The organism is Streptomyces sp. NBC_01508 (assembly GCF_045040315.1).
Taxonomy (GTDB): Bacteria; Actinomycetota; Actinomycetes; order Streptomycetales; family Streptomycetaceae; genus Streptomyces.
In genome coordinates this window covers 2,451,899-2,478,246 of the sequence record NZ_CP109419.1, presented here as the reverse complement: position 1 = coordinate 2,478,246, position 26,348 = coordinate 2,451,899, and the positions used below count along the sequence as shown (strand labels likewise).

Annotated in this window: 21 protein-coding genes; 17 read left to right on the top strand and 4 right to left on the bottom strand. The window is 71.4% G+C overall.

The window, feature by feature from the left end:
* The first annotated feature begins 239 nt into the window (after positions 1–239).
* The 3 genes from OG700_RS11095 (at position 240) to OG700_RS11085 (ending at position 4,037) form a co-directional block, all read left to right on the top strand.
* Entirely contained in the window at positions 240–617 is a 378-nt protein-coding gene (locus OG700_RS11095; RefSeq protein WP_405612328.1) for a hypothetical protein, read from the top strand.
* Between the two features lie 218 nt (positions 618–835).
* Positions 836–3,277, top strand: a complete 2,442-nt coding sequence (gene lon / locus OG700_RS11090) for an endopeptidase La (protein ID WP_405612326.1) — start codon at positions 836–838, stop codon at positions 3,275–3,277.
* Positions 3,278–3,521: 244 nt separating this feature from the next.
* Positions 3,522–4,037: a MarR family winged helix-turn-helix transcriptional regulator gene (locus OG700_RS11085; RefSeq protein WP_405612324.1), complete on the top strand. Its 516-nt coding sequence runs from the start codon at positions 3,522–3,524 to the stop codon at positions 4,035–4,037.
* Positions 4,038–4,106: 69 nt separating this feature from the next.
* On the opposite strand, the gene OG700_RS11080 is transcribed toward OG700_RS11085, so the two are convergent.
* Entirely contained in the window at positions 4,107–4,889 is a 783-nt protein-coding gene (locus OG700_RS11080; RefSeq protein ID WP_405612322.1) for a hypothetical protein, read from the bottom strand.
* Positions 4,890–5,382: 493 nt separating this feature from the next.
* On the opposite strand from OG700_RS11080, the gene OG700_RS11075 reads away from it, so the two are divergent.
* From OG700_RS11075 to OG700_RS11055, 5 genes are read left to right on the top strand one after another with little or no spacing between them, the layout of a single operon-like run.
* Entirely contained in the window at positions 5,383–8,316 is a 2,934-nt protein-coding gene (locus OG700_RS11075) for a nitrate- and nitrite sensing domain-containing protein (protein ID WP_405621590.1), read from the top strand.
* Positions 8,313–8,795: a roadblock/LC7 domain-containing protein gene (locus OG700_RS11070; protein ID WP_405612320.1), complete on the top strand. Its 483-nt coding sequence runs from the start codon at positions 8,313–8,315 to the stop codon at positions 8,793–8,795. The genes OG700_RS11075 and OG700_RS11070 overlap by 4 nt, the downstream gene beginning before the upstream one ends.
* Positions 8,792–9,196 carry a DUF742 domain-containing protein gene (locus tag OG700_RS11065; protein WP_405612318.1) on the top strand — a complete coding sequence of 135 codons (405 nt, stop codon included), beginning with the start codon at positions 8,792–8,794 and terminating at the stop codon, positions 9,194–9,196. Before OG700_RS11070 ends, OG700_RS11065 begins: the two co-directional genes overlap by 4 nt.
* A 46-nt stretch (positions 9,197–9,242) precedes the next feature.
* Positions 9,243–9,860: a GTP-binding protein gene (locus OG700_RS11060; RefSeq protein ID WP_405612316.1), complete on the top strand. Its 618-nt coding sequence runs from the start codon at positions 9,243–9,245 to the stop codon at positions 9,858–9,860.
* A gap of 44 nt (positions 9,861–9,904) precedes the next feature.
* Positions 9,905–11,149, top strand: a complete 1,245-nt coding sequence (locus OG700_RS11055) for a styrene monooxygenase/indole monooxygenase family protein (protein ID WP_405612314.1) — start codon at positions 9,905–9,907, stop codon at positions 11,147–11,149.
* Positions 11,150–11,215: 66 nt separating this feature from the next.
* On the opposite strand, the gene OG700_RS11050 is transcribed toward OG700_RS11055, so the two are convergent.
* The 3 genes from OG700_RS11050 to OG700_RS11040 all read right to left on the bottom strand — a co-directional run bounded on the left by OG700_RS11050 (position 11,216) and on the right by OG700_RS11040 (position 15,650).
* The gene (locus OG700_RS11050; protein WP_405612312.1) at positions 11,216–12,394 is read right to left on the bottom strand and encodes an NlpC/P60 family protein; all 1,179 of its coding nucleotides are present in this window, start codon (positions 12,392–12,394) and stop codon (positions 11,216–11,218) included.
* Positions 12,395–12,573: 179 nt separating this feature from the next.
* Positions 12,574–15,231 (bottom strand): PQQ-binding-like beta-propeller repeat protein, encoded by a 2,658-nt coding sequence (locus OG700_RS11045; RefSeq protein WP_405612310.1) that lies wholly within the window; start codon positions 15,229–15,231, stop codon positions 12,574–12,576.
* Positions 15,232–15,377: 146 nt separating this feature from the next.
* Positions 15,378–15,650, bottom strand: coding sequence for a hypothetical protein (locus OG700_RS11040; RefSeq protein ID WP_405612308.1), 273 nt, complete (start codon positions 15,648–15,650; stop codon positions 15,378–15,380).
* 260 nt (positions 15,651–15,910) lie between these two features.
* On the opposite strand from OG700_RS11040, the gene OG700_RS11035 reads away from it, so the two are divergent.
* The 9 genes from OG700_RS11035 to cas2e all read left to right on the top strand — a co-directional run bounded on the left by OG700_RS11035 (position 15,911) and on the right by cas2e (position 26,306).
* Positions 15,911–16,420, top strand: a complete 510-nt coding sequence (locus OG700_RS11035) for a hypothetical protein (protein ID WP_405612306.1) — start codon at positions 15,911–15,913, stop codon at positions 16,418–16,420.
* Positions 16,421–16,583: 163 nt separating this feature from the next.
* Positions 16,584–19,442 (top strand): CRISPR-associated helicase Cas3', encoded by a 2,859-nt coding sequence (cas3, locus tag OG700_RS11030; protein ID WP_405612304.1) that lies wholly within the window; start codon positions 16,584–16,586, stop codon positions 19,440–19,442.
* A 306-nt stretch (positions 19,443–19,748) separates the two neighbouring features.
* The gene (gene casA / locus OG700_RS11025; protein WP_405612302.1) at positions 19,749–21,374 is read left to right on the top strand and encodes a type I-E CRISPR-associated protein Cse1/CasA; all 1,626 of its coding nucleotides are present in this window, start codon (positions 19,749–19,751) and stop codon (positions 21,372–21,374) included.
* A 68-nt stretch (positions 21,375–21,442) separates the two neighbouring features.
* Positions 21,443–22,054, top strand: coding sequence for a type I-E CRISPR-associated protein Cse2/CasB (casB, locus tag OG700_RS11020; RefSeq protein WP_405612300.1), 612 nt, complete (start codon positions 21,443–21,445; stop codon positions 22,052–22,054).
* A gap of 133 nt (positions 22,055–22,187) precedes the next feature.
* Positions 22,188–23,408, top strand: coding sequence for a type I-E CRISPR-associated protein Cas7/Cse4/CasC (cas7e, locus tag OG700_RS11015; RefSeq protein ID WP_405612298.1), 1,221 nt, complete (start codon positions 22,188–22,190; stop codon positions 23,406–23,408).
* Entirely contained in the window at positions 23,405–24,226 is an 822-nt protein-coding gene (gene cas5e / locus OG700_RS11010) for a type I-E CRISPR-associated protein Cas5/CasD (protein WP_405612296.1), read from the top strand. Before cas7e ends, cas5e begins: the two co-directional genes overlap by 4 nt.
* Positions 24,223–24,933 (top strand): type I-E CRISPR-associated protein Cas6/Cse3/CasE, encoded by a 711-nt coding sequence (locus OG700_RS11005; RefSeq protein ID WP_405612294.1) that lies wholly within the window; start codon positions 24,223–24,225, stop codon positions 24,931–24,933. Before cas5e ends, OG700_RS11005 begins: the two co-directional genes overlap by 4 nt.
* Before the next feature lie 8 nt (positions 24,934–24,941).
* The gene (gene cas1e / locus OG700_RS11000) at positions 24,942–25,931 is read left to right on the top strand and encodes a type I-E CRISPR-associated endonuclease Cas1e (RefSeq protein WP_405612292.1); all 990 of its coding nucleotides are present in this window, start codon (positions 24,942–24,944) and stop codon (positions 25,929–25,931) included.
* Positions 25,932–25,964: 33 nt separating this feature from the next.
* Positions 25,965–26,306 carry a type I-E CRISPR-associated endoribonuclease Cas2e gene (cas2e, locus tag OG700_RS10995; RefSeq protein WP_405612290.1) on the top strand — a complete coding sequence of 114 codons (342 nt, stop codon included), beginning with the start codon at positions 25,965–25,967 and terminating at the stop codon, positions 26,304–26,306.
* Positions 26,307–26,348 lie beyond the last annotated feature (42 nt).

Sequence of the window (26,348 nt, the reverse complement as noted above, 5' to 3'; positions counted from 1 at the left end):
CGTAGGACCAGCGGCAGGAAGCCGCAGGCCGCGACCAGGGAGGTGTACTTGTCGTTCGGCGACATCGCCTTCTTCATGCGGAATGGGTCGCGCGGAGCATCGTGCGCTCTGGCTTGCCACCCGGCCAGCAGCCACTCGTCCAGCAGGTCCGGGTCCTGGAGTTCGGGGATCGTCCAGACGGCCCGGTCCTCGATCCGTTCGCCGCAGCGGGAAACCTCCCGCCCGGTGTAGGCGGGAAGGTGCTGGACGAACAGTGTGTTGATCGCGGAGAACGTCGCCTCTGCGATGGCCTTGTCGGTGGGCGTGCGCGGACGTGCTCTCTGCACCGCGATGCCGAGCCGGTCGCAGGCCCGTACGAAGGTGTCGGAGATGAACACCTTGCCGCCGTCGATGACGACGCTGTCCGGCACGATCACCGGTTTCGCCGCAGCCTGTTCTATCCGTTCGAGGTCGCGTACGCCGACCGGGGCGGGTCTGAGTTCCGTCGCTCGCTGGCGGATGCCTGGGCAGTGCGGTTCGGGGGCGTCGCGCCGGTGCGCGCGTTTAAGTCGTACAAGGGTCAGCGGCATCTGCCGGGTCTGCCGGTGGCCAGAGGCATCACCCGGCACCACCCCTGACGAACCTGCCACGACTCACTAATCCGAGCCTGCGACGAAAGGTCACTCTGCAAGACGAAAGGCCACACGAAGGATGAAGTTGCAAAACGAAGAGATCCACGTCAAAGGAGAGCGATCGCTCAGAGCGAACACCCTCCCCAGGTATCCGGGGAACAACGGCAGGCTCACAAGCATTGAGTCGACATAGCTCAACTTTTGACTCTGCCGAAGGGGAGACCATGGCTGCCACGTCCACACCGCTCACCCTGCCCGTGCTGCCGCTCGACGACGAGGTCGTGCTGCCTGGGATGGTGGTGCCGCTGGACCTGTCCGACGCCGAAGTACGGGCCGCCGTGGAGGCCGCCCAGGCGGCTGCGGGCGACGACTCCGGGGGTAGCGGGGGAAAGCCGAGGGTGCTGCTCGTGCCGCGCCTCGACGGGGCCTACGCGGGGACCGGTGTCCTCGGGACCGTCGAGCAGGTCGGCAGGCTCTCCGACGGCGACCCCGGCGCCCTGATCCGCGGCAGGGGGCGCGTCAGGATCGGCGCCGGTACGACAGGGCCCGGCCGGGCCCTGTGGGTCGAGGGGCTGCACGTCGACGAGACCGTGCCCGACCCGCTGCCCGGTTCCGTCACCGAACTGATCAAGGAGTACAAGGCTCTCGCCACCGACTGGCTGAAGAAGCGCGGCGCCTGGCAGGTCGTGGACCGTGTCCAGCAGATCGACGACGTCTCGCAGCTCGCCGACAACGCCGGCTACTCGCCGTTCCTCAGCACGGCCCAGAAGGTCGAGCTGCTGGAGACCGCCGACCCGGTGGCCCGGCTGAAGACGGCGACCGACCAGCTCCGCGAGCACTTCGCCGAGCAGGACGTCGCCGAGTCCATCGCCAAGGACGTCCAGGAGGGCGTCGACAAGCAGCAGCGCGAGTTCCTGCTGCGGCGCCAGCTCGACGCCGTACGCAGGGAACTGTCCGAGCTGAACGGCGACCCCGGGGACGAGTCCGACGACTACCGGTCCCGCGTGGAGGCCGCCGACCTGCCCGAGCACGTCCGTGAGGCCGCGCTCAAGGAGGTCGACAAGCTGGAGCGGTCGTCGGACCAGAGCCCGGAGGGCTCGTGGATCCGCACCTGGCTGGACACCGTCCTCGAACTGCCGTGGAACGAGCGGTCGCAGGACGCGTACGACATCCGGGGCGCCCAGCGCGTCCTCGACGCCGAACACGCGGGCCTTCAGGACGTGAAGGAACGGATCACGGAGTACCTGGCCGTCCGCAAGCGCCGCAACGACCGCGGGCTCGGTGTGGTCGGAGGCCGACGCGGCGGCGCCGTCCTCGCCCTCGTCGGTCCGCCCGGTGTCGGAAAGACCTCCTTGGGAGAATCCGTCGCGCACGCCATGGGACGCTCCTTCGTCCGCGTCGCGCTCGGCGGTGTCCGGGACGAGGCGGAGATCCGCGGCCACCGGCGTACGTACGTGGGCGCGCTCCCCGGCCGTATCGTGCGGGCGATCAAGGAGGCCGGTTCGATGAACCCGGTCGTCCTGCTGGACGAGATCGACAAGGTCGGCTCCGACTACCGGGGCGACCCGGCCGCAGCTCTCCTCGAAGTCCTCGACCCGGCGCAGAACCACACGTTCCGCGACCACTACCTGGAAGTCGAACTCGACCTCTCCGACGTGGTCTTCCTCGCCACCGCGAATGTCCTGGAGGCCATCCCCGAGGCCCTGCTCGACCGGATGGAGCTGGTCCGTCTCGACGGCTACACCGAGGACGAGAAGGTCGTCATCGCACGCGACCACCTGCTGCCGAGGCAGCTGGAGCGGGCCGGTCTGGAGAGCGGCGAGGTCACGCTGGAGGACGGGGCGCTGCGCAAGCTGGCGGGCGAGTACACCCGCGAAGCGGGCGTACGCAACCTCGAACGGTCCATCGCCAGACTGCTCCGCAAGGTCGCCGCACAGCACGAGCTGGGCGAGCGCGAACTGCCCTTCTCCGTAGGAGACGGCGATCTGCGCGGCCTGATCGGCCGGCCGCACCATGTGCCCGAGTCCGCCCAGGACCCGGCCGAGCGCCGTACCGCGGTGCCGGGCGTGTCCACGGGCCTCGCGGTCACCGGCGCCGGCGGAGACGTCCTCTTTGTGGAGGCGTCGCTGGCCGACCCGGAGACGGGCGGTTCGGGGCTCACCCTGACCGGACAGCTCGGCGACGTCATGAAGGAGTCGGCGCAGATCGCCCTGTCCTTCCTGCGTTCGCACGGCGCCGAACTGGAGCTGCCGGTGGCCGACCTGAAGGACCGGGGCGTGCACATCCACTTCCCGGCGGGCGCGGTGCCCAAGGACGGCCCGAGCGCGGGCATCACGATGACGACGGCGCTCGCCTCGCTGCTGAGCGGACGCCAGGTCCGTACGGATGTCGCCATGACCGGCGAGGTCTCGCTGACCGGGCGCGTGCTGCCCATCGGCGGCCTGAAGCAGAAGCTGCTGGCCGCGCACCGCGCGGGCATCACGACGGTCGTGATCCCGAAGCGCAACGAGGCGGACCTGGACGACGTCCCCGCCGAGATCCTGGACAAGCTGGAGGTGCACCCGGTGACGGACGTACGCCAGGTCCTGGAGATCGCGCTCTCGTCGGCGACGGCGGACGCGACCGAGAACGGGACCGCGACGGCGGAGATTGCGGTCGCCGCGTAGCGCGCGAGCGGCGTTGTGCGAGCTGTACGAGGTGGACCCCCGGCACCCGGTGCCGGGGGTCCACCTCGTCCGCGTGAGCCCCGCGCCGGCCGCCACGGGGGACGGAACGGGGGACGGAACGAGGCGAATCGGAACGGCGGAAGGGCCTCGGGCGGCTGCCGTTGGTACAAACCTGCGAAATACTGACCGGGCTGCGGCAATGGGCCCCGGCGACGGAGAACTCTCAGGAGCGGGAAAGCGCGCGATGGGTGTGATGGGTGCTGACGTGCACGGAGACGGTACGGCGAAAGAACCCGAATCGGCCGGGAAACATGATGTGGGCAGTGATGTGGACCACGAATTCCTGGCGCTGGAGCGCGAGTTGGCCGTCTTTCTGCGGCGTGCGAGAGCCAATTCCGGTGAAATGGCGCGCGAAGTCCACCCCGAACTGGAGCCGGCCGCCTACGGACTTCTCGTACGGCTGGAGGAGACCGGCCAGCAGCGGGCCACCGATCTCGCAGGCTATTTCGGGGTCGGCAAGGCGACGATGAGCCGTCAGCTGCACGCGCTGGAAGGGCTCGGACTCGTCACGCGCGAGCCCGATCCGGCCGACGGGCGTGCCTCGCTGGTCCGGCTCACCGGCGAGGGGGTCGCGCGCTTCCGCCGGGTGCGGGACGCGCGGCGCGAGCGCTACGTACGCAAACTCGCCGACTGGGACCGGGCGGAGGTCGCCGAACTGGCGCGGTTGCTGCACCACTTGAACGCCCGCGCGGAAGGCTGAACCGGCCGCCCGCGGAGCGGGGTGGGGCGGGAGCGGGTCTGGGGCGGGGCTGGGGCGCGGGAGCCGGGCCTACGGCTCCACGTACACGACCGTCGCGTCGTCGCACACCTTGCCCCGCCGGAAGGCCACCCTGTCCGGGTCGGCGGACTCCGCCGCCCGCACCCGGTCGATCAGCTCCTGCGGTCCGCTCTTCCTGAGGAGCGCCACACAGTCCGCCCAGTCGCCCTCCCGGAACACCTCGACCCAGCGCGCCGCACCGTCGGTGAGCGCCACGGCGGTACGTACCTCCGAGGCGGGCGTCCGCCCCGTCACGGCCTTCGACGCCACGCCCGGGTCGACGGCCGCGGTGAAGAAGCCGCCCTCCGCGTTGCGCAGCGCGTCCGTCGCGGCGGTCCGGCGGCGGACCGCCGCCGGGACGCGGTCCAGCCGGTCGTCCACGACGGCCCGCACCCGGCCGTCCGGCGACTCCAGGAGGAGCGTGGAGTCGGAGAGGACGAGATGCTCGACCGTCTCCGCGTCCCAACGCACCATGACGACGGTCGCCTGAGGTGTACGGGGGTGAGAAAGGTCACACGTGTCGCGGTGGGCGTCGGCCGTGCGCCGGATCGACTCCGCGAGGGCGTCGGCGAGGGGCATCTCCCGCCGCGAAGCGGACAGTTCGGTCAGCGCCCCGCCCAGCCGGGCGGTGAACCACGGGACGCCGTGCACGCAACCGTCATCGTCCGGCGGAGGCGTCACGCCGTCCAGCACGATCAGTGTGCCGCCGCTGCCCGCCGATGGCGCGGCGACGGCCGACCAGTCCTCGTTCGGGCGGGGGTGGTTGCCGGGGGCGGTGGCGATGTCGATGCGCATACGCCCCAGTCTGCCGGACGGCCGGTGCGGCTCCGCACGACGCCTTCGCCGTGTCCGCACGGTGTCGGTGGGTGTCCGCGGGGTGTCCGCGGGGTGTCCGCGCGAGGGCGGTATGCCTCGGCGGTCGACGTACCGCGACGTACCCCGACCCGCCCCGACATCGGTTCGGCGCCGTCCCGGCGCCGGACCGCGTACGCCACGCCTCCGTATGTGCGGAATGATCATTTCCGCGACGATGCGGCCGGGCATCTTGCCAAAGCTCACGCGTAAGTTCCAACCGCCCCACCGTGCGCATCCGTGCCGCGTGCCCGTGCGAGTTGTTCGTCAACTCCTCCTTGATGTTCACTCGTTCAAGTGGCGGTGCGGCCGAAACGGGCCCCCTCCGAAAAACGCTGGAATGGTCGGAAGCCGTGCCAGGGGTGGGGGGGTTATCCGGGTGTGACCGGACGTCACCTCTGCTTCATGGGCGGACGAGTCAAGAATGCGAGCACCGGTGCAGAAGAAGCGGCCTCGGGGCAAGGGCGGCACGCGCGGCGGGTCCCAGGGTTCGGCAGAGCCCGGTAAGCCGGCAGAGCCCGGTAAGGCGGTCACGGCCGGTGCGACTGGTTCGGCCGGCACGGCTGGTTCGGCGGACGCGGCCGAGGCTCCGGCCGGGCGGCCCGTACGGGTGCGCAGTCGGCTCGTCGCAGCGGTCGCCGTCGTCGGTGTCACCGTCGTGGCGGCGGGCATGCCCGCCGTCCTGGGCGCCTCGTCCGAACTGACCGACGCACAGCGCCTGGTCACCCTCGCCGAGCTGAACCGGCAGACGGCCGTCCTCGCCCACTCCCTCGCCGACGAGCGCGACGAAGTCGTCGTCCACATCGCGGCGGGCCGCGAGGAGGCCGAAAGCGACAAGGCCGGTGGCGGCGGAGACGGAGCGGACGAAGGAGCGGGCGGCCCCCCGGGCGGCGCCCCCGCCACCCGCGTCGACCGGCAGATCGACGAGATCGACGAGGCCGCGTCGCCCGGACTGCGCAGGGACCTCTCCACCGTCCCGTCCATCCGCCGCACCGCCCTCACCGGCAAGGGCAGCGCCCTTGAGGCGTACCAGGCGTACACGGACGTCATCGCCAAACTCCACGCCACCGGCGACGAGGTCGCCGAGAAGACGCCCCCCGAGGCCGCCGACGGCACCCGCGCCCCCGCCGCCCTCGGCCGCGCCGTCGAGCAGGCGTCGGCCACCCGCGGCCTGCTGCTGGCGGCGCTCGCCGTCCCGGAGCCGAAGGCCGCCGCACCGCAGTACGACCCGGTCACCGGCCTCCCCGCGCAGCCCGACACCGGCGCGGACGGCGGCGCGGACGGCGAGAGCGACCGCACGCGCGACGCGCTCAGCGCCGCCGCCCAGCAGGCCCGCGTCCACGAACTCGCCTCACTCGCCGACTTCGACCAGTCGGCGGGCACCGAGGCGCGCGACTCCCTCGCCACGACCGTCACCGGGCCCGAGGTCACCGCGGCGGAGAAGTACCTGACCCGCCTCACCAACAGCCCCGAACTCTCCGACAGCGACCGCGACGCCAACCAGGAGAAGGTCGAATCGTCGCTGTCCAGCCGCGTCGAGCAGATGCGCGGCGTCGAGTCGGGCATCGGTTCCGGCCAGCTCAAGCAGCTGGAGCGGCTGCGCGACGACTCGGTCACCTCGCTGGAGGTGAGCATCGCGCTCCTGGGCGGTCTGCTGATCGCCGCCGTCGGCGTGTCCACCGCCATCGCCCGTACGCTCACCAGGCCGCTCGCCGTCCTGCGTATCGGCGCGGCCCGGCTGGCCTCCGAGCCCGCGACCGAGGAACCGGTCCGCTTCACCGGCCGCAACGACGAGTTCGGCCAGGTCGTACGGTCGCTCAACGGCCTGCACGCCAAGCTCCTCGACGTGTCCGCCCGCGCCGAGAAGCTCAACAGCGACCGCACCGGACTGATCGGCGCCCGGCAGGCGATGGCCGACCAGCGCGCCGAACTCCAGAAGCAGACCGCCGACATCACCGCACAGCTCGAAGCGCTGCGGCACACCGTCCACCACACGTTCGTCAATCTCTCGCTGCGCACACTCGGCCTCGTGGACCGCCAACTCGGCGTCATCGAGAGCCTGGAGGAGCGCGAGCAGGACCCGGACCGGCTCGGCGTCCTCTTCAAGCTCGACCACCTGGCCACGGTCATGCGCCGGCACGGCGAGAACCTGCTGGTGCTCGCCGGGCACGAGTACGGCGGGGGCTACGCGGGCCCCGTACCGCTCGTCGACGTCCTGCGAGCGGCCGTCAGCGAGATCGAGGAGTACGAGCGGGTCACCATCCTGTCGCTGCCGCCGCACGCCCAACTGGCCGGCTTCGCCGCGGACGACATCAGCCACCTCGTCGCCGAACTCCTGGAGAACGCCACGTCGTTCTCGCCCCCCGGCGCCCAGGTCGAGCTGTCCGGCTGGCTGTTGGAGAGCGGCGACGCGGTGCTCTCCGTGCAGGACAGGGGTATCGGGATGCCGGCGGCGCGGATCGCCGAACTCAACGAACGGCTCGCCGACCCGGAGGGGCACCAGCCCCGGCTCCAGAAGCGCTTGGCAGCCAAGCCCGCCAAGCCCGCCAAGTCCGGTAAGCCCGCTACCGCTACCGCCACCGCCGACGGCGAAGTCGACGGGCTCGGCCTGCGCGTAGCCGCGCTGCTGGCCACGCGCCACGGCGTCGAGATCACGCTGCGTGAGCACCAGCAGGGCGGGATCGCCGCCGTCGTCGTACTGCCGCAGGCCCTGCTCCCGAAGATTCCGCCGCTCGCGGCCCCGCACCGGGCGCCCGCGGCGGGCGCGGCGCCGATGCTGCATCTGCCGGGGTCGGCGGCGGAGGCCAACTCCAATGCCCTGCCGGGCCGTTCGGGCCGGGACCCGCTGGTAGCGGAGGACGAGGCCCCGGCGGACGACCCGTACGCCATCGGCCCCGACACGCACGACAGGGTCGCTGACGCCGCTGACGCCGCAGACGCGGCGGACACCGCAGCAGACGCCTCGGACGTCGCGGAAGAAGCGAAGGCCGCCACCGAGCCGGTCACGGAGGCCGTCACCGAGCCGGCCAGTGACCCGGCCACCGACGACCCTCTCTCCGAGCCCGTCTCCGACCCCGTCAGCGAGGCCGTCACCGACAAGGGACTGCCCAAGCGCACCCCGAAAGCCGTCAAGCCTGCCTCCACGACGGCCGATCGGACCGGTAGCGTCGACGCCGACGCGCTGCGCCGCAGGCTCGGTGGCTTTCACCGAGGAGCCAGGGACGGCAAGCGCGCCGCCGACGCCGAGCTCTTGGAGCAGACCGAAGTGCAGAAGCAGAACAGTGCGGTACCGCGCCAGATGGAAGCCGCGGAGGGGACCGGCGCACGTACGGACGAGACGGGGGAAACTGTAGAGGAGGCACGCAGTTGACGGCGACCGGCACATTCGGACTGAGTAGCGAAGCCCGCAATCTCCACTGGCTGTTGACGAATCTGGTGGAGGAGGTGCGAGGAGCACACTCCGTCGCGGTCGTGTCGTCCGACGGGCTCCTGCTGCTCTCCTCGGACCCGGCGCGGCACGACGCGGCGGCCACCGCGGGCGGGAGCGAGAGCCCGCGCGGCTCCAGCGCGGATCTCGCCACCATCATCTCCGGCATCGGCAGTCTCACCCTCGGCGCGGCCGAGTTGATGGACGGCGGCGGCGTCAAGCACACCATGGTCGCCATGGCGGAGGGCAGCGTCTTCGTCATGTCGATCAGCGACGGTTCGCTGCTCGGCCTGCACGCCGGCGCCGACTGCGACATGCACGTCGTCGCTTACCACATGGCGATGTTCGTCGGGCGCGCCGGACACGTACTCACCCCCGAACTCCGCAGCGAGCTGCGCAAGTCGATGGAGAGCGCCCGATGACGTCGGCGGTCCACGGGCTTCCCACGCGCGGTACGGACCACCGGGCCGCTCGGGTGCGTCCGTACTCCCTGACGGGCGGCAGGACGCGCTTCGGCCATGTGCTGTTGGTCGAGACGTTCGTCGCCGCGCTGGAAGCTCCGCGGGAGCGCAAGGAGTTGCCGGCCGGCGGCGCCGCGTCGCGCGTCATGCCGGAGATGCGCGCCATCGTCGAACTGTGCAGACGGATGCGGACCGTCGCCGAGATCTCGGCGCTGCTCAGGATGCCGCTGGGAGTCGTCCGGGTGCTGCTCAGCGATCTGGCCGACCAGGGAAAGATCCGGGTGTACGGGACGGGTCACGGCAGCGGCCATCCGGACCGGGCGTTGCTGGAAAGGGTGTTGGGTGGACTCCGACGTCTCTGACACACCGAGCACATTCGACAGGCGAGACACGCGTGACACACCCGACGTGTCTCATGTCTCCGATATCTCCGATGCCTCCGAAGAAGTACCGCGCGACTGGCAGTTGGACCGCACCAGAGCGCCCATCGCGACCAAGATCGTGGTCGCCGGCGGCTTCGGCGTCGGCAAGACGACCTTCGTCGGTTCGGTCTCCGAGGTCAGGCCGCTGCGCACCGAGGCGGTGATGACGCGGGCCAGTGAGGGCACCGACGATCTCGCGGCCACCCCCGAGAAGAACACCACGACCGTCGCGATGGACTTCGGCCGCCTCACGCTGGACGACGATCTCGTGCTGTACGTCTTCGGCACCCCCGGCCAGCAGCGTTTCTGGTTCATGTGGGACGACCTGGTGCGCGGTGCGATCGGCGCCGTCGTCCTGGCCGACACCCGCCGGCTCGCCGACTGCTTCCCGGCGCTGGACTACTTCGAGAGCCGCGGGCTGCCGTACGTCGTCGCCGTCAACCACTTCGAGGGCACGGAGCCGTTCGAGGCGCGGGACGTACGGGAGGCGCTGACGGTGCCGGCCCACGTACCCGTGATGATCATGGACGCGCGGAAGCGGATCACCGTCGTCGAATCGCTGCTGGCCCTGGTGGGCCACGCACTCGAAGCGGTGGACGAATAGCTCGACCGGCAGCCAAGCAGGCAGCAACAAACGGAGAACCCGCCATGCGGAAGATACTCGTCGTCGGGGCCGGCCAGTCCGGCCTCCAGCTCGCCCTCGGACTCCAGTCGCACGGGTACGAGATCACCCTGATGTCCAACCGCACGGCGGACGAGATCCGGTCCGGCCGAGTCATGTCCACCCAGTGCATGTTCCACACGGCCCTCCAGCACGAGCGCGATCTCCAGCTCGGCTTCTGGGAGTCGCAGGCCCCGCGTGTCGAGGGCCTCGGCATCTCGGTCGCCGCGCCCGACTCCTCCCGCGCGATCGACTGGGTGGGCAGGCTGGACGGGATCGCCCAGTCCGTCGACCAACGGGTCAAGATGGCCGGCTGGATGGAGACGTTCGCCCAGCGCGGCGGCCAACTCGTCATCCACGGTGCGGCGGTGTCCGACCTCGACTACTTCTCGCGCGCCTACGACCTCGTCCTCGTCTCGGCCGGCAAGGGTGAACTCGTCGAGATGTTCGGCAGGGACGCCGCCCGCTCCCCGTACGACGCGCCGCAGCGGGCGCTCTCCGTCGCGTATGTCCACGGCATGGGCCCGCGCCCCGAACACCCGGAGTTCGACGCCGTACGCTGCAACCTCGTGCCCGGCGTCGGCGAACTCTTCGTGATGCCGACGCTGACCGGCACCGGCCGCGCGGACATACTGTTCTGGGAAGGCATACCGGGCGGCCCGCTCGACGTCTTCCAGGGCATCAGGGACCCGGCGGACCGTCTCTCGCTGACGCTGGAGCTGATGGAGCGCTACACGCCCTGGGAGTACGCCCGCGCCACCAAGGTCGAACTGACCGACGCGAACGCCACGTTGGTCGGCCGATACGCGCCCACCGTGCGGCATCCGGTCGGACGGCTGCCGGGCGGCGGGCTCGTCCTCGGTGTCGCCGACGTCGTCGTCGCGAACGACCCCGTCACCGGCCAGGGCTCCAACTCGGCCGCCAAGTGCGCCGCTTCGTACCTGGACTCGATCGTGTCGCACGGCGAGAGGGAGTTCGACGGGGCATGGATGCGGGCGACGTTCGACCGTCACTGGGAGAGCGCGCGGCACACCACCAAGTGGACGAACACGATGCTCGGCCCGCAGCCGGAGCACGTCATGGAGTTGTTCGGGGCGGCGGCCCAACTCCAGCCGGTCGCCGACCGGTTCGCGAACGGCTTCAACGACCCCGCGGACTTCGAGAACTTCTTCTACGACCCCGAGAAGACGAGCGCGTATCTGGCGGAGGTCGGCGGGGCCGCGACCCCCTGACGCCGCGGCGGTCTCTCCGACCCGGGAATTCGTAGCGCGCCTCCCGCACCTCCCGCGCCCCCGCCCCTACGGCGCGGTCTGCGAGCTGTTGCCGGTGTCGTCACCCTCCGTGGCGCCGGGCGGCAGCACCGGCGGCACGTACGACTCGGCGTCGAGCGGCCCGGCGTCCGGATCCGGCCGTACGGCGCCAAGCAGCGGATTCGACGCGATGGGGGACACCTTCACATAAGCCCCGGGGCGCGGCGCGTGCACCACCTTCCCGTCGCCGATGTACATCGCCACATGGGTGGCCTTCGGGAAGTACACCACCAGATCGCCGGGGCGCAGCTCGCTCAGCTCCACCCTCGGCAGCTCGGCCCACTGCTCCTGGCTCGTACGGGGCACGCTCACCCCGGCGCGCGCCCAGGCCCGCGAGGTCAGCCCCGAGCAGTCGTACGAATCCGGTCCCTCCGCGCCCCACAGGTACGGCTTGCCGATCTGCTCGACGGCGTACGCCAGCGCCTCGCCGCCCTCGGCGGACGGCGCCCGGACGCTCCCGCCGAGGCCCGCCGTCCCGTCGGCGGCCCGGCCGAGCGCGCCGGAAGTGATCAGCTTGTCCTGCGCCTTGTCCGTATCGGCGTCCTCGCGCTCCGCGACAGCGGCGATCTGCTCGGTGCTGAGCGAGGCGAGCATCTTCTCCACGTCCGTCAGCTTCGTCCGGACCGTGTCGCGCTGCTTCCGCTGCTTCGCGGCGAGCGCCTTCTGCTCGGCGAGTGCCTTGCGGGACTGCGCGGCGAGGGCGTCGGCGCGCCTCTCGCTGTTCGTCAGCCGCGCGACGGTCGACAGCCGGTCACTCTGCGCACGATCCATCAGATGCTTCTGGTCGAGCGCGTGTTGAGGATCGTCGGACAGCAACAACTGTACGTAGGAGGAGAGTTCCGAGGTGCCCTGGTACTGCTGACGGGCCAGGCGCCCCGCCTCGGCGCGGCTGCGGACCAGCGCCTCGCGGGCGCCGGTGAGACCCGCGCCGACCTTCTTCGCCGCGGCCTGCTGGGCGGTGAGCTTCACCTCGGTGGCGTTGTAGGCCTCGGTGGCCTCCTCGGCCTGCTGGTACAGCTTCCGCAGGTCGGTGAGCAGTTCGGCGACGCCGCGTGGCGCGCCGTCGCCGCCGGGAGCGGGTTCCGCGCCGGCCGGCGCGGCGCACGGGACCGCCGCGAGGACGGCGAGCGCCGCCGTACAGACGGACCGCAGGACTCTGCCTGGCACACCATCACCTCCGTTTGCGGGACGGCCTGTCCGACCCCAAGGCGATGATGCGGCGTCAATTGCCCGGCTCTCGTGTGCTTACCGCACAATTGGGCGATACGGCGGCACGCCGTCACCCCCGGCGGGCCGATGCGCCGGCCCCCGGCGTGGCGGCTTGCGCCGCGTGGGTGGGTGGGAGGTCAGTCGACCGGCAGCGAGTAGAAGGTGCCTCCGCGCCGGATCACCGCGGTCTTCCCGGCGATCAGCGGCTGGTACGCGGGCGTCGCCACGGCCGCGCCGTCGGCGGCGGGGGAGGGGGCGGGGCCGGCGTTCTGGAACTTCCAGAGCCGCTTGCCGTCCTTCGCCCCGAACGCCGTCACCTGGAGCCCGTCGGCCGACAGCACCGTCCGGCCGCTCTCGCTGAGCGTGATCCGGGGGACGCCGCTCCAGGCCGGGCCCTCGGTCGTGCCCTTCCAGCGCTCCGCGCCGGATTCGGGGTCGACCGCGTACACCTCCTGGTAGCGGTTGGCGATGTAGAGCGTTGAGCCCAGGAGCGTTCCGGTGCCGAAGGCGAAGGAGTTCTCTCCCGGCACCCTGGGCGCGCCCGGCCTGCTCCACAACTGCTTGGCGTCGGCGGTGTCGTACGCGTACAACTGGTCGGCCGCCGCCGTGAACAGCCGGCCCTTCGCGTCGCCGACCGAACCGCCCGTGGGCGGCACCGCGCCGAACGACTTCGACCAGGTCAGCTTGCCGTCGGCGCGGCCGAAGCAGTGGTAGACCGCCTTGCCCTTGCCCGCCTTGACCTGGGCGGGCAGCAGCGACTTGGCGTCCTGGCGCACCACAATGTCCGTCTCCCGTACGGCGATCAGCTGGTACACGGGGGTCAACGGGGCGCGGCCGTTGGAGATCGCGGAGCGCCACAACTCCTTACGGGTCGTCAGATCGAAGGCGAAGAGGAAGGTGCGGACCGTGGCCTTCTTCCCCGTACCGACCTGGTGCGATCCGGTGAACCAGACCTGGCCGTCACTGGTCCCGGTGACGCCGGCGACCGTCAGACCGGGCACGTCCTCGACGCCGTCCGCGTAGTCGACACGGTGCTTGACCGCGCCGGTGGCGGCCGAGATCCAGAGCAGGCCGGTCACTGCGGCGACGAAGCAGAGTCCGCCCGGGACGGGCAGTGCCTGGTGGAGGGCGGCCGCCTCGGCGTTGCGCCAGAGCCGCTTGCCGGTGCGCGTATCCACCCCGGTGGCGCCCGACTTCGTCGTCACGACGAGGGTCCGGCCGCCGATGACGGCGGCGTTCAGGACGTCGTCGGCGGCCACCTTGTGCTCGTACGCCCACAGGGCTTCGGGCGGCAGCCCGGTCAGACCCTTGCCGGTGTCGTTGCCGGGCTTTCCGTCGGTGTCGTCGGACGGCTCGTCGTCGGCCAGCGCGAGCACGCCACCGCCACCGATCAGCAGCCCGGCTGCGCCGGCCACGATGCCGGTGATGAGCGCGCGCCGACCGAGGGGCTGCCCGAGCGGCCCCCGCCGCAGTGCGGCCAGCCGACCCGAGCCGGAGGCGGAGCCGGTGGGGGCGGTCAGGGCGGCGGAGGGCGCCGGGGCCTGGGCCGGTGCCACCGCCGGTGCCACCGCCGGTGGCAGCGCGGGCGGTCCCGGTGGGAGCGGCTGGGACTGCTGCGGCACCGGGGCGGCGGCCGGGGGCAGCGGGAGGGCGGTCGGCTCGGGCCGGGCGCGGGGCAGCGAGAACGCGGCGGTCGGCCGGTCGACGACCCCGCCCGTACTGCCGGACGCGGTCCGGGGCCGGCCGATACGGGTGGTGCGGGCGTCGGTGTCGGGCATCGCGTCGGCCGGGGCACCCGGCACGGCGTCCTGCGGTCCTTCGACCGGTCCTTCGACCGGTCCTTCGACCGGTCCCTCATCCGGCCCGTCAACAGGTGCGTCCATAGGAGCGTGCAGAGCATCAACTCGGGCGGCCTGTTCGGCGATTGAGGCCGACAGGGCGTTGGGCAGCCAGCCGCCGGGCACGGCGCCCGCCGCCGCTGCCGCACCCTCCAGCGCCAGCTCCGCCGCGACAGCCCCGGCCGTCGGCCGCTCGCCCGGCTCCTTCGCCAGACAGCGCGCGACGATCGGCCGCAACTCCTCCGGCACGCCGTCGAGTTCGGCCGCCCCGTGCGCGATACGCTCGGCCGCCGCGTCGGGCGGCCCGTCCGCGAGGGGCGTCGTACCGGTCGCCGCGTACGCCAGCAGCAGCCCCAGCACGAAGATGTCGGACGGCGGCCCCGGCACCTCGCCGTCCAACTGCTCCGGCGTGAGATACCCGAGCCGTACGGACAGCCGCCCGCCCTCCGCCGCCTCGGCCGACGCCGCCGCGCCCAGCGCCCCGAAGGCGGTGAGGCGCGGCCCGTCGACGGCGAGGGTCACGGTGTCGGGAGCGAGCCCGTGCAGCACGGCTCCGGTCGCGTGGACCCGCGACAGCGTCTCGGCGAGCGCGGCACCCAGTATCCGTACGGCCCGCTCGGGCAGCGGACCGGCGACGGCGATGGCCTCGCCGAGAGTGAGCGCGGGGACGTAGTCGCTCGCCGTCCAGAGCGTGTCCGTCTCCGCCGCGTCCGTACGGAAGTCGAGCAGCGGCTGCACCCAGCCACCGGCCAGCCGTTCGGCGGTCCGCGCCTCGGCCTGGAAGCGCCGCTGGAAGGCGGGCAGCGCGGCGAGAGCCGGCCGGGCGACGGCGACGACGGCGGTGGCGCCGTTCGCCCCGTACGCCAGATACTGCACGGCACTCGCCGACTCCCGGTACCGCGCCAGCACGGTGTAAGGCCCGACGAGACGTGGGTCGTCCGGCTGTAGCGGTTCCATCACGCGAATGCCCCCTGGTGGCTCTGCCGGGAAGTCGTCTCCGGCCTGGTCGATCCTAGACGGTGCCCGACAAATCGAGCCTGCCGCACCATATGTGACCGTGTCCGGTCGGCGAGTCCGCGACCCGGCCCACGAATTCCGACGCGTCAGCCGCGATCGGGCTTGGACCAGGGCCACTTGAGCACGCGCCGCTCGCGCCCCTCGGGGACGTACTCGTACTTCCAGCCGCGTTGCAGCCCGAGCCGCTTGGTGTACCCGGCGGGCACACGCCGGTACGCGAACACGGTGGGCGCCCCGCCGCCGGCATCCGGCACGGGCACCTCGTACCACTTCGGCGGCTGCCCGGTCGGCCCGGTCAGCACGGGCAGTACGCGACCGTCGAGCGGCCCACCGACAAAGACGGTCTCTTCGCTTCTCACCTCGCCAGTGTCGCGCAGCGCCCGGCCGGGCCGGACGGCCGGTCACTCCCGCGGCGTACGCCCCCACCCCCGCCGCCCGCTCCCCGGCCCACCGCCGCGACCAGGGGCTCGGCGGTCCGCGCTGGGCCGTTCGACGGAACGTGGGGCCTCGCGTCGGCGTGCCGCTTGACGGCGTGTCTGCCTTTCATGAAGGCCACGGCCCGGTTCCCCGAGCGGGTGACACACACCCGCACCGCGCCAAGGAAGCGGAGACCTCCACCATGCGCGTTGCTCGCATCCTCGCCACCGTCGCCCTGTCCTCGCTGGCCCTGGGCGCGGGTGCGACGACGGCCCACGCGGACGCCCAGCCGACCCTCACGGTCAGCCCGAGCCCGGCGACCCCCGGCTCCTCGGTCGCGATCTCCCTCAACGGCGGCTGCGAAGCCCGCACGGTGACGGCCTCGTCCGCGGCCTTCGCGGGCTCGGTCACGCTGTCCTCGGGCTCGACGGAGGGCGCCTACCGAGGCACGGCCACCGTCCGCCGCGAAGCCCGCGCGGGCACCCACACGATCACCATCACCTGCCCGGACGGCGGCCCCTCCACGTTCACCTTCACGGTCGGCACGACGACGACCCCGACCCCGACGCCGAACCCGACCCGGGGTGCCCGCGTCGGCCTGGGCGGCAGCATCTCGGAACTGGACACCCCGAAGATCGCGACGGGCGCGGCGCTGGTGACCCTGGCGGCGGCGGGAACGACGCTGGTGGTGCGCCGCCGGGCGAAGGACTGAGGGAGAAAGAAGCCCCCGCTCACCCGAAAATCACTTCCCACCTGCGGTTTCCCAAGCGCTCCACAGCCCTTGGGACGCCCGACAGTTCCGTACACAGCGCGGCTTGTCAGACCCCTCTGCTCCAATGTGATGGTCACGGCCAACACGTCACGGAGAGGGACAAATGATCGACTGTCGCTTATGGGGAAAATCCCAGGGCCTCACCGATGCCTACCCCCTGATCGGGCATCTCCTCGACACCGGCGTCGTCGCCGGCGCCCTCTGGGACGGCTTCCTCGCGGCCTCGCAGCAGCGAGCCGTCATTGACGCCCTCCAGGTCTCCGCGGACGACGCGCGGTCGTTGGTCGTGTTCTGGGCCGCCCTCCACGACGTCGGCAAGATCCACCCCCGTTTCCAGGCGCACGCCTCCGACCGGCCTTTGTGCGCGGCGCTGCTCGCCGAGGACCGATACGCGCACCGACGGCACCGGGACAGCAGGGCCAAGCCGGTCGGGCACCAGGTGGTGACAGCCCGTGTCCTGCCCGAGTTGCTCGTGGAATCGGGGTACGGCGGTGATGATGGGCGACGGCCGGCCGAACTCGTCGTGGCGCAGGTGGCGCAGCTGCTCGGCGGGCATCACGGGCGCTATCCCGAGCATCCGAGCGGCGACCCCTTCCGGCCGGTCCGCGACCTTCCGGAGATCGGTGTCGGCGGCTGGCACGACCAACGACGCGCGCACGTGAGCGCGTTGCGCGAGGTGCTGGGACATCCGGCTGCGGCGCCCTGCGGCGACCGGCTCCCCACCGAGGTCGCGGTGGTTGTCAGCGGGCTCGTCGTGGTGGCCGACTGGCTCGCCAGCCAGGACGACTTCGTCGGTCGGCAGCAGCGCCACGATGCCGACGCGGGCGGCCTCGGGACCGTCGACTCGCTGCGGTCGCACGCCGCACGGTCGGCCGCCGAGGCGCCGGGCCTCTTGAGCGGTGCCGGCCTTGGCCGTGCCCAGTTCGCCGCACGAGACTTCCGCGGATACTTCCCGACGATCACCACCCCGCACCCCCTCCAGACCAGTGTCGACAGCGAACTCGCCGCTTCCGGCACCTTCGACGGTGGACCCGGCATTCTCCTGGTCACCGCCCCGCCAGGCGAAGGGAAGACGGAAGTCGCGCTCAGTGCCGCCGCCGCGATGGGGCGTGCCTCCGGGTGTCCGGGCGTCGCCTTCCTCCTGCCGACACGCGCGACGGCCGATCAGCTCTACGGCCGGGTCGTCGCGTTCGGCCGCGAAAACCTGTTGGGCGAAGCCCAGTTGACGCTTCTGCACGGGGCCGCAGACCTCAACGAGCAGTACGTCCCCGAGCCGCGCACGTTGATCACCGACCCCGCCCCGGCCCGGTGCGGGGCTTCCGTCTCGGCGGGCCGGTGGCTGCGTACGCGCGGGCGTGGCCTGCTCGCCCCGCTCTCCGTCGGCACCATCGACCAAGCCCTCATGGCGGTCCTCCCGCTCCGGCACAACGCGCTGCGCCAACTGGGCCTGTCAGGCAAGACGGTGATCATCGACGAGGCCCACGCGTACGACGCGTTCACCCACGCGCTGCTGCTGCGACTGCTCGTCTGGCTGGGCGCGCTGCGCACCCCGGTCATCCTGCTGTCCGCGACGCTGACCGGCCGCACGGCCACCGGAATGGTGGAGGCGTATCTGACCGGGACGGGTCGCCGGCCCGGTTCGTACGAGCTGCCCTCGCCCTCGTACCCCGGCTGGCTGTACGCGGATGCCGCCACCGGCGCGGTGACGGTGCCGCGCGAGCCGATCGATACCAACCGGCCGACCACCCTGGACATCGACCTGCGGCCGGTGACCCACACCTACGACCCGGCGGCCGAGGACGGTCGACTGGCCACCCTGATAGCCGAGTTGGCGCCTGTCGCGGCGTCCGGCGGCTGCGCCGCGGTGATCTGCACGACCGTCGGGGAGGCCCAGCAGACGTACGCCGCACTGCGTGAGCACTTCCGGGAGCCGCACGGCCCGGCCGCCGGCCCCCGCCTGCGCCTCCTGCACGCCCGCTTCCCCGGATGGCGGCGCGGCGCCATCACGGCCGAGGCGGAGTCATGGTTCGGGCGCGTCGGCAAGGAGGGTGTGCGGCGCCCGACGCCGCCACAAGGCACGATCCTGGTGTCCACCCAGGTGATCGAACAGTCGCTGGACATGGACTTCGATCTGATGGTCACCGACCTGGCTCCGATGGCCCTGCTGTTGCAGCGGGCCGGCCGGGTGTGGCGGCACGCGGCGACCGCGCCGTACCGCCCGCAGTGGTGCCACGGCCCCCGGCTGGTCGTACTGGCGCCGGTCGTGGACAACGAGTTCCGGACGCCGCGAACGTGGGGCGACGTGTACGCGCCCTCGCTGCTGCGCCGCACCCAGGAGCTTCTGGAGCGCCGGAGGGGACAGCCGGTGCGGGTGCCCGGCGACGTACAGGAACTCGTGGACGGCGTGTACGACGAGGAGTTCGCCTCCAAGGACCCGGACAAGCTGCTGGCCGAGGACATCGACAGGCTGTCCGACGAGATGGCGCACCGGGCGCTGGCAGGGCTGGTGATGGTGCCGAAGCCCGCAGACGTCGACTCGCTGTCTGTGCTGACCAGCAGCGATGCCGACGAAGACATCATCGCCACCCGGCTGGGCGCGGACACTGTCCTTACCCTGCCGGTGTTCGACGACGCCGAGGGTGGGCGCTGGCTGGACGAGGAGTGCGCTGTTCCGTTCCCGATGAAAGGTGATCGCTTCGGCCGGGACGGCAGGCGGGCCTTTTCCCGGGCTCTGGTGCGCGAACTCCTCGGCTACGTCGTCCCGTTGGCGTACGGCCCCTGGCGTAAGGCGTGTACGTCGGCGAACGAGCCGCCGACCGGCTGGCAGCACGAACCCAAACTCGCCGGGATCATCCTTCTTCCCCATGTGAGCGGCCCCGAGGGGTCTGTGGGTCCGGTGCTGGGGGACCGGCGGCTGACCTTGGACCACGAACTGGGGCTGGTTGCTGAGCGGTTGATGTAGAAGCTCCGCTTACAAGGTTCTTATGGAATCTCCGCAGTCACCGGACGAGGCGCTTGTTGCGCGACTACGGTGAGCATCACTCCGATCACCCGGGGGCGGAGGCGAGGCCGCGGCATCCAGTCGCGGTCGCGTGCGCAGAAGCCCCCGCCTGCGCGGGAATCGCGGGTCGTGCCCAGAAGCGCGCCACCGCTTACCAGTGTCGGACCACCTCCGCATCGCGGAGAAGTCCCCACCCTACGTGGCACGTACATGATCCGTACCGCCACGTCCCTCGATCCGCCTCCAACACAGAGGTGTCGCTGCCCCATGCCCGACAAACCCACCACACCTGGTTCAGAACACTTTGATCTCCGCACCGAAGAATGGGTGCCGGTGTCCGGCGAGGGCTCGCGCACCGTCGGTCTCCGTGAACTCTTCCTCGACGCCCACCACATCGGCGGCCTCGCCATCGCCCTGCCGCCCGCCGCCTCCGGCCTGCTGCGGGTGCTCTACGCCATCACCGCGCGGATCACCGGACTGTGGGAGGTCGAGGGGCGCGAGTGGTACAACCGGCGTTACGGCCTGCTGGCCCGGAGCGGCGACGGATTCGAACCGGCTGCGGTCGAGGCGTACTTCACCCGGTACGCCACCCGCTTCCGGCTCCACGACCCGGACCGGCCATGGCTCCAGGACCCACGGCTGCGGGCCGAGTGCCCCGGCGGATCGGGCGTCAACAAGCTGGTCATGGCCCGGCCTGCGGGCAACAACCAGGTCTGGTTCGGGCACTTCACCGACGACGAGCAGATCCCGCTCGCTTCCGGCGACGCGGCCCTTCATCTCCTCGCGCAGCTCTACTACGGACCCTCCGGCCAGTGCACACCGCGCACGGTCGCGGGGCAGCGATTCGGCAACGCGTACGCGGGGCCGCTGCGGAAGGTGCTGTCGTACCACCCGGTGGGACGCTCCCTCTACGAAACGCTCCTGCTCGGTCTGCCGGGACCGGGCACGTTCGAGGACGGGCGTGCGGAACGGGGCCGAGCGGCGGACCAATGCCCCTGGGAGCGCGACGAGTTGCCCAACCCCTTGGCGCCGCCGCCCGCTCCGGCGGGGCCGCTGTCGGCGCTCACCGAGCAGTACCGGCACGCGGTGCTGCTCACCCCGGGCGCCGACGGCCGGACCGTCGTGGACGCGACGATCACCTGGGCCATTCGCGCCAACCGGCCGCCGTACGAGGATCCGTACGTCCTCTGGGACGAGGGCAAGGACGGCACCAGACGCCCGCGCGAAGCCGACGCGAACCGCGCACTGTGGCGGGACCTGGACGCGCTCGTCAACGAGAACCGGGGCGGTGAGGGCGGCCACCGGCCACGGATTCTGACGGATCTCAACAGCCAGTTGCCCCGGCCGGTCGCCGATTCCCTACGGGTGCACGCGCTCGGCTTCGATCAGGACGGCCAGACCCGCGACAGGACGTACTTCACCGCGGCCACGCCCCCGTTGTTCAACCTGCTCAACCCCGCCTACGCCGCGGACAACGACATCAGGCTCGACATCCGGGAGGGCCGGGAGTCGGCGGAAAAGGCCGCGTACCGACTGGAGTCCGCGCTCCAGAACGCGTGGCGCGCCTACACCACACCCTTCGAGGGCGAGAAACCCGGCGGGACGGCCAAGGACCGGCGGAAGCGTGGCGGCCCCTGGCCGGCGCTCGCGCTCGGTGGGTACTGGCCGAAGGCGGAGCAGTTGTTCTGGTCGGCCCTGGAGGCGCGGGACTTCACCGACAGCCTTCGCTCGTTCGGCCGCCTCGCACTCGTCGAGTACGACGCGGTGACCGCACAGGTCGCCGCCACCCCCCGTGGGGCCAAGGCGTGCGAAGGCGCGCGTGGCCTCGTACGAAGCCTTCTCCGTACGGATCGTGCGGCGACACCCGGACTGAAGAGCGAGGTAGGACGATGAACGTCCCCGCGACGACTTCTGGCTCAACTCCTTCCAGGTACCGGCGGATTGCCACGTATGACGCGTACGTGGCCTGGGTCGTCAAGCTGTGCGGGAAGTCGCCGGGCGACCAGGCCGCGCTGCGGAGCGGATTGGGAAAGCCGGTCGAGGAAGTCCCCGCCCGTATGCACGCGACGCTGCTGCGGCGGGCATTCGTGCCGGAGGCGGACGGGACGCCGAGCAGGCAGCACGAGATCAGGGCGTACTACGCGGTGGCCGCGCTCGTCGCGGCCCGTCCGAGGGCACTGCGAGATGAGCCCGAGGCGGATCCGCAGGACGTGACGGAAGCCGAGGCCGGCGCACCCGTCGCCGGGACGGCCAAGCCCGCCGTCTCCGGCTTCCACGCCTCCGGCACCAGCCTGGGCGAGAGCCTCGCGCTCACCGTCGACCGCCGCAAGGCGGGAGACACCCGGGTGTCGACCGCGGAGGCGCGGCTGCATCTGGTGGTCCGTCAGGACCTCGACGGGGTGCACCGGATGCTGCCCGGACTCTGCCGTCAACTGGGTTCGGCCGGAGTCGCGCCGGACTACGCCTGCCTGCTCGGGGACCTGATCGGCTGGCACCACCGGCAGAGCGAGGTCACGACCCGGTGGCTCCAGGCCTTCTACCGGACCCAGCGTCGACGGGAGGCCGACGCGTAGTCCGGGCCAGAGTCGGAGCCGGAGTCCGAATCCGCTGCTGCCTCCGACGAATAGCCGCCCCGGATCCAGTACGCCCACAGATCGACCGACAGCCGAATACGCACGCACACCCCGCTCGCAAAGGATCTTCGCCATGCCTGCCGCCGTACCCCGATTCCTGGACGTCCACGTCCTTCAGACACTGCCCTACAGCAACGTCAACCGCGATGATCTGGGCTCGCCCAAGACCCTCACCTTCGGTGGCACCACCCGTACCCGCGTCTCCAGCCAGGCGTGGAAGCGTCCCGTCCGCCTCGCCGTGGAAGAGTCGATCGGCGAGAAGGCGTTGCGTACCCGACGCCTCCCCGAGCAGGTCGTCCGCGAACTCCTGCGCCGCGAATGGCCGGAGGAGCTGGCAGCACTCGCCGGCGCGCAGGTCATCCGGTCCACGGAGACCAAACTCGCCCTGGAGAAGGGCGACCGCAGCACGGCATCGCTGCTCTTCCTGCCGGAGAGCGCCGCGTCCACGCTCGCCGACATCGCCGAGACCCACCGGGAAGAGCTGACCGCGGCGCTCGGCAAGGCCGTCGCGAAGAAGGCGCTCCTGCCGAAGGAGAAGATCCACGAGGTTCTCCGCTCGCGCAATGGATCCATCGCCCTCTTCGGCCGCATGCTGGCGGAGATCCCGGGCGCGGGCGTCGACGGCGCGGTGCAGGTGGCCCATGCCTTCACCACTCACGCGACGTCCGTCCAGGCCGACTTCTTCACGGCCGTCGACGACGTGAACCAGTGGGCCGAGGACGCGGGCAGCGCGCATATGAACACGGGTGAGTTCAGCAGTGGTGTGTTCTACCGCTATGCCACGCTCGATCTGCGCGATCTCGCTCGGAACGTGGCATCCCTGACCGACCCTGCCGATGCCACCGATGCCACCGATGTCGCCGACGCCACCGACGTCGATACGATGCGCGACCTCGCTACGGCCTTCGTCGGCGCGTTCCTCGACACCGTGCCGTCCGCGAAGAAGACCTCCACGGCGCCGCACAGCCGCCCCGACCTGGTCCACATCTCGGTCCGTGGCGACCGACCACTCTCCCTCGCGGCAGCCTTCGAGCAGCCGGTACGGGCCGACGGCAACGGCTGGTCCATGGGGTCCAGGGAGGCGCTCAGCTCGTACGCCTCCCGTATCAACAGGCTGCTCGGGGGTGACAAGCCTCCGTACGCGGCCCATGCCGGCCTGGACGAGAAGCCGTTGGCCGGGCTGGGCGCACAGGCCGATTCGTACCCGCAACTCGTCGCCGAGGCCGTACAGATCGCCTTCCCGCTCAGCGGGCTCGGGCACGGGCACGCAGAGTCGAAGGTGGACGCGTCGTGAGCGGCTGCGGCTTCGTCCTGCACCTCGCCGCTCCCCTGCAGGCGTGGGGCGAGCACAGCGCGTTCACCCTGCGCGACACCGCCGCGCAACCCACCCGCTCCGGACTGATCGGGCTGCTCGCCTCGGCCCTGGGCATTCCACGCGCCCAGGCCGTTACGGATGGTTCGGATGGTTCGGACAAGGAGGCACTGTTCCGCCGTCTCACCGCGATCCGCTTCACCGTACGGGTCGACCGGCCCGGCACGGTCATGAGCGACTTCCACACCGTCGGCGGCGGATATCCACAGCACCGCACCGTCCCGACGGCCAAGGGAGGCCGCCGCAGTCAGGAGACGGCGACGATCGTCTCGTACCGGCACTACCTCTCCGACGCCGCCTTCACCGTCGCCGCCGAAGTGCCGGACGACGACGACCTCGCGCGGCGCTGCGCCACCGCCCTCGCCGCGCCGCACTGGCCGCCGCACCTCGGCCGCCGCTCCTGCCCGCCGGGGGCGTTGCTGCTGCTGGGTACGGGACTCGCCGACCCGGTCGCCGCGCTTACGGGCCTTCCGCTGGCCCGCCCCCGGCCGGACGGCGAAACCGTGCCGGTGCGCTTCGTCGGCGAGCGCCCTTTCCCGGACGGCACCGACAAAGTGCCGTCGGCCTCGGGCGCGGTCACGGTGATGAACGACGAACCCGTCCGTCTCACCCCCCGCGACCGCGTCTACCGCGCACGGCCCGTCTTCAGCACCACACGGAATCTCCCGGCGTCCTTGTGTGCCGGTTACGGCCTGCGGTATCTCGAAGCCATCGAGCCCCACCTAGGAGTCTCCCGGTGATCCCAACGCGCACCCCTTCGAAGTCGGTTACGGGGGAGAGCGGTTGGCTGACCCAACTCCTGCTGAACCCGCGCGACCGCACGGTCCAGCGCGACCTGCGCAGCCTCTCCGACCTGCATCGCACCGTCATGAGGCTCGTCCCCGACGGACTCGGCGACAGCCCACGATCACGTGCCGGGGTCCTCTTCCGCCTGGAGGCCGACGGTACGGGTTCGCCGGTCGTCCTCGTCCAGACCGCCCTGCGCCCCGCGACCGACCGGCTGCCGGACAACTACGCCCGCGCCCAAGTGCGCTCCATGGAAGCGCTGTTGGCGGCGCTCCGCGCCGGCCTGCCCGTCCGCTACCGGCTCGCCGGCAACGCCGTACGACGCTGCGGACCCAACAGCAAGGCCGGCCGTTGGAAGCAGGCCCTGCCGCTCCACGGCCCCGAGGCCGACCAGTGGTGGCAAGACCGCGCGCAGGCCGCGGGCCTCGACCTCCGCACGTTGACCTCACGCTCCGCCGACGCCGCCACCACCTGGCACGAACCACCCACGAACACCGCCGCGACGCGGCTCCGCGTGGACCGGGCCGTCACCCTCTTCGAGGGCACCGCGACGGTGAACGACCCGGTGGCGCTCCGCTCGGCCCTGCTCAACGGCATTGGACGCAGCAAGTCCTACGGCTGCGGCCTGCTCAGCATCGCCCCCGCCGGACGAGGAGACTGACACCGACGATGCCCACGCCCCCTCGTACGACCGACGCACGGCGGCGTATCGCCAAGCCGACGCTCGCCATGCTGCCCCGTATCGGTGACTCGTTGTCCTTCCTCTACGTCGATGTCGTACGCGTGGTCCAGGACGACACCGGCGTCTGCGCCGAGACCACGAGCGCGGAAGGTGACATCACGCGCGTCTATCTGCCGACATCCTCGCTGAGTTGCGTACTCCTCGGCCCCGGAACGTCCATCACACAGCCCGCGTTGGCGACATTCGCCCGGCATGGCACAACGGTGATCTGTACCGGCTCGGGAGGCGTGCGGTGCTACTCGGGCACGGTGCCGCAGTCGCTCACCACGCGCTGGCTGGAACACCAGGTCCGCCAGTGGAGCGATCCGGAGCGCCGGCTCTCCGTCGCGCGGCGGATGTACACGTCCCGGTTCGAGGTCACCGTCCCGGCGAGAACCACCCTTGAGCAGCTACGCGGCCTCGAAGGCCAGCGTATGAAGGCGCTGTACAAACTCCTCGCCCAGCAACACCGGATCGGTCGCTTCCGCCGCGCGTACGACCCCGACTCCTGGGACACCCAGGACCCCGTCAACCTCGCCCTGTCCTCAGCCAACACCTGCCTGTACGGAATCGTCCACTCGGCCTTGGTGGCCCTCGGCTGCTCGCCCGCGCTCGGCTTCGTACACCAAGGCACGCAGCACGCGTTCGTGTACGACATCGCCGATCTCTACAAGGCCGAGATCACGGTGCCGCTGGCGTTCTCACTGAACGACTCCCCACGGCCCGAGGCCGACGCGCGCCGCCGATTCCGCGAACGGCTACGGCTGTTCAAACTCCTCCCGAGGATCGTCGCCGACGTCCAGTCCCTCCTCGCCCCGGAGGAGGCCGAGCCCCTGCCGGAGGGCCACAGCGTGGAGATCGTCAACCTCTGGGATCCCGTGGCCGGTTCGGTCCCCGCAGGTGTCAACTACGCCCAGGAGGCGCCTGGTGACGACTGACACGCGGAACACCCCTGACGTACCGGAGACCCCATGCCCTCGATGACGGTCCTCACCACAACGGCCCTACCGGCCCACGTCCGCGGAGCCCTCACCCGCTGGATGATCGAACCGACACCGGGCGTGTACGTGGGTACGTTGTCGGCACGGGTCCGCGAAGAACTCTGGTCGGTGGTCGCGGCATCCATCGGCCCGGGAGCGGCGGTCCTGATCCACCCGTCCCCCACCGAACAGGGCTTCACCCTCCAAACAGCGGGCGCCCGCCGCCGCACCCCTGTGGACTTCGACGGCCTGACACTGATGGCTTTCCGCCCCCAGGCGGAACTGGCGGGCGCTGACGGGACGGGAGACGGGGTGGTGGGGGAGGCTGGCTGAGGGGGCTGCGGACGACCCCGCCTGCGCGGGGAAAGCCGCTTC

Excerpts from the sequence above, each read along its gene's own strand:
- OG700_RS11055 (WP_405612314.1), top strand. The coding sequence starts at position 9,905 with ATGCGGAAGATACTCGTCGTCGGGGCCGGCCAGTCCGGCCTCCAGCTC.
- OG700_RS11085 (WP_405612324.1), top strand. The coding sequence starts at position 3,522 with ATGGGTGTGATGGGTGCTGACGTGCACGGAGACGGTACGGCGAAAGAA.
- OG700_RS11065 (WP_405612318.1), top strand. The coding sequence starts at position 8,792 with ATGACGTCGGCGGTCCACGGGCTTCCCACGCGCGGTACGGACCACCGG.
- casA (WP_405612302.1), top strand. The coding sequence starts at position 19,749 with ATGCCCGACAAACCCACCACACCTGGTTCAGAACACTTTGATCTCCGC.
- cas1e (WP_405612292.1), top strand. The coding sequence starts at position 24,942 with ATGCCCACGCCCCCTCGTACGACCGACGCACGGCGGCGTATCGCCAAG.
- cas3 (WP_405612304.1), top strand. The coding sequence starts at position 16,584 with ATGATCGACTGTCGCTTATGGGGAAAATCCCAGGGCCTCACCGATGCC.
- OG700_RS11080 (WP_405612322.1), bottom strand. The coding sequence starts at position 4,889 with ATGCGCATCGACATCGCCACCGCCCCCGGCAACCACCCCCGCCCGAAC.
- OG700_RS11045 (WP_405612310.1), bottom strand. The coding sequence starts at position 15,231 with ATGGAACCGCTACAGCCGGACGACCCACGTCTCGTCGGGCCTTACACC.
- cas7e (WP_405612298.1), top strand. The coding sequence starts at position 22,188 with ATGCCTGCCGCCGTACCCCGATTCCTGGACGTCCACGTCCTTCAGACA.
- OG700_RS11035 (WP_405612306.1), top strand. The coding sequence starts at position 15,911 with ATGCGCGTTGCTCGCATCCTCGCCACCGTCGCCCTGTCCTCGCTGGCC.
- cas2e (WP_405612290.1), top strand. The coding sequence starts at position 25,965 with ATGCCCTCGATGACGGTCCTCACCACAACGGCCCTACCGGCCCACGTC.
- lon (WP_405612326.1), top strand. The coding sequence starts at position 836 with ATGGCTGCCACGTCCACACCGCTCACCCTGCCCGTGCTGCCGCTCGAC.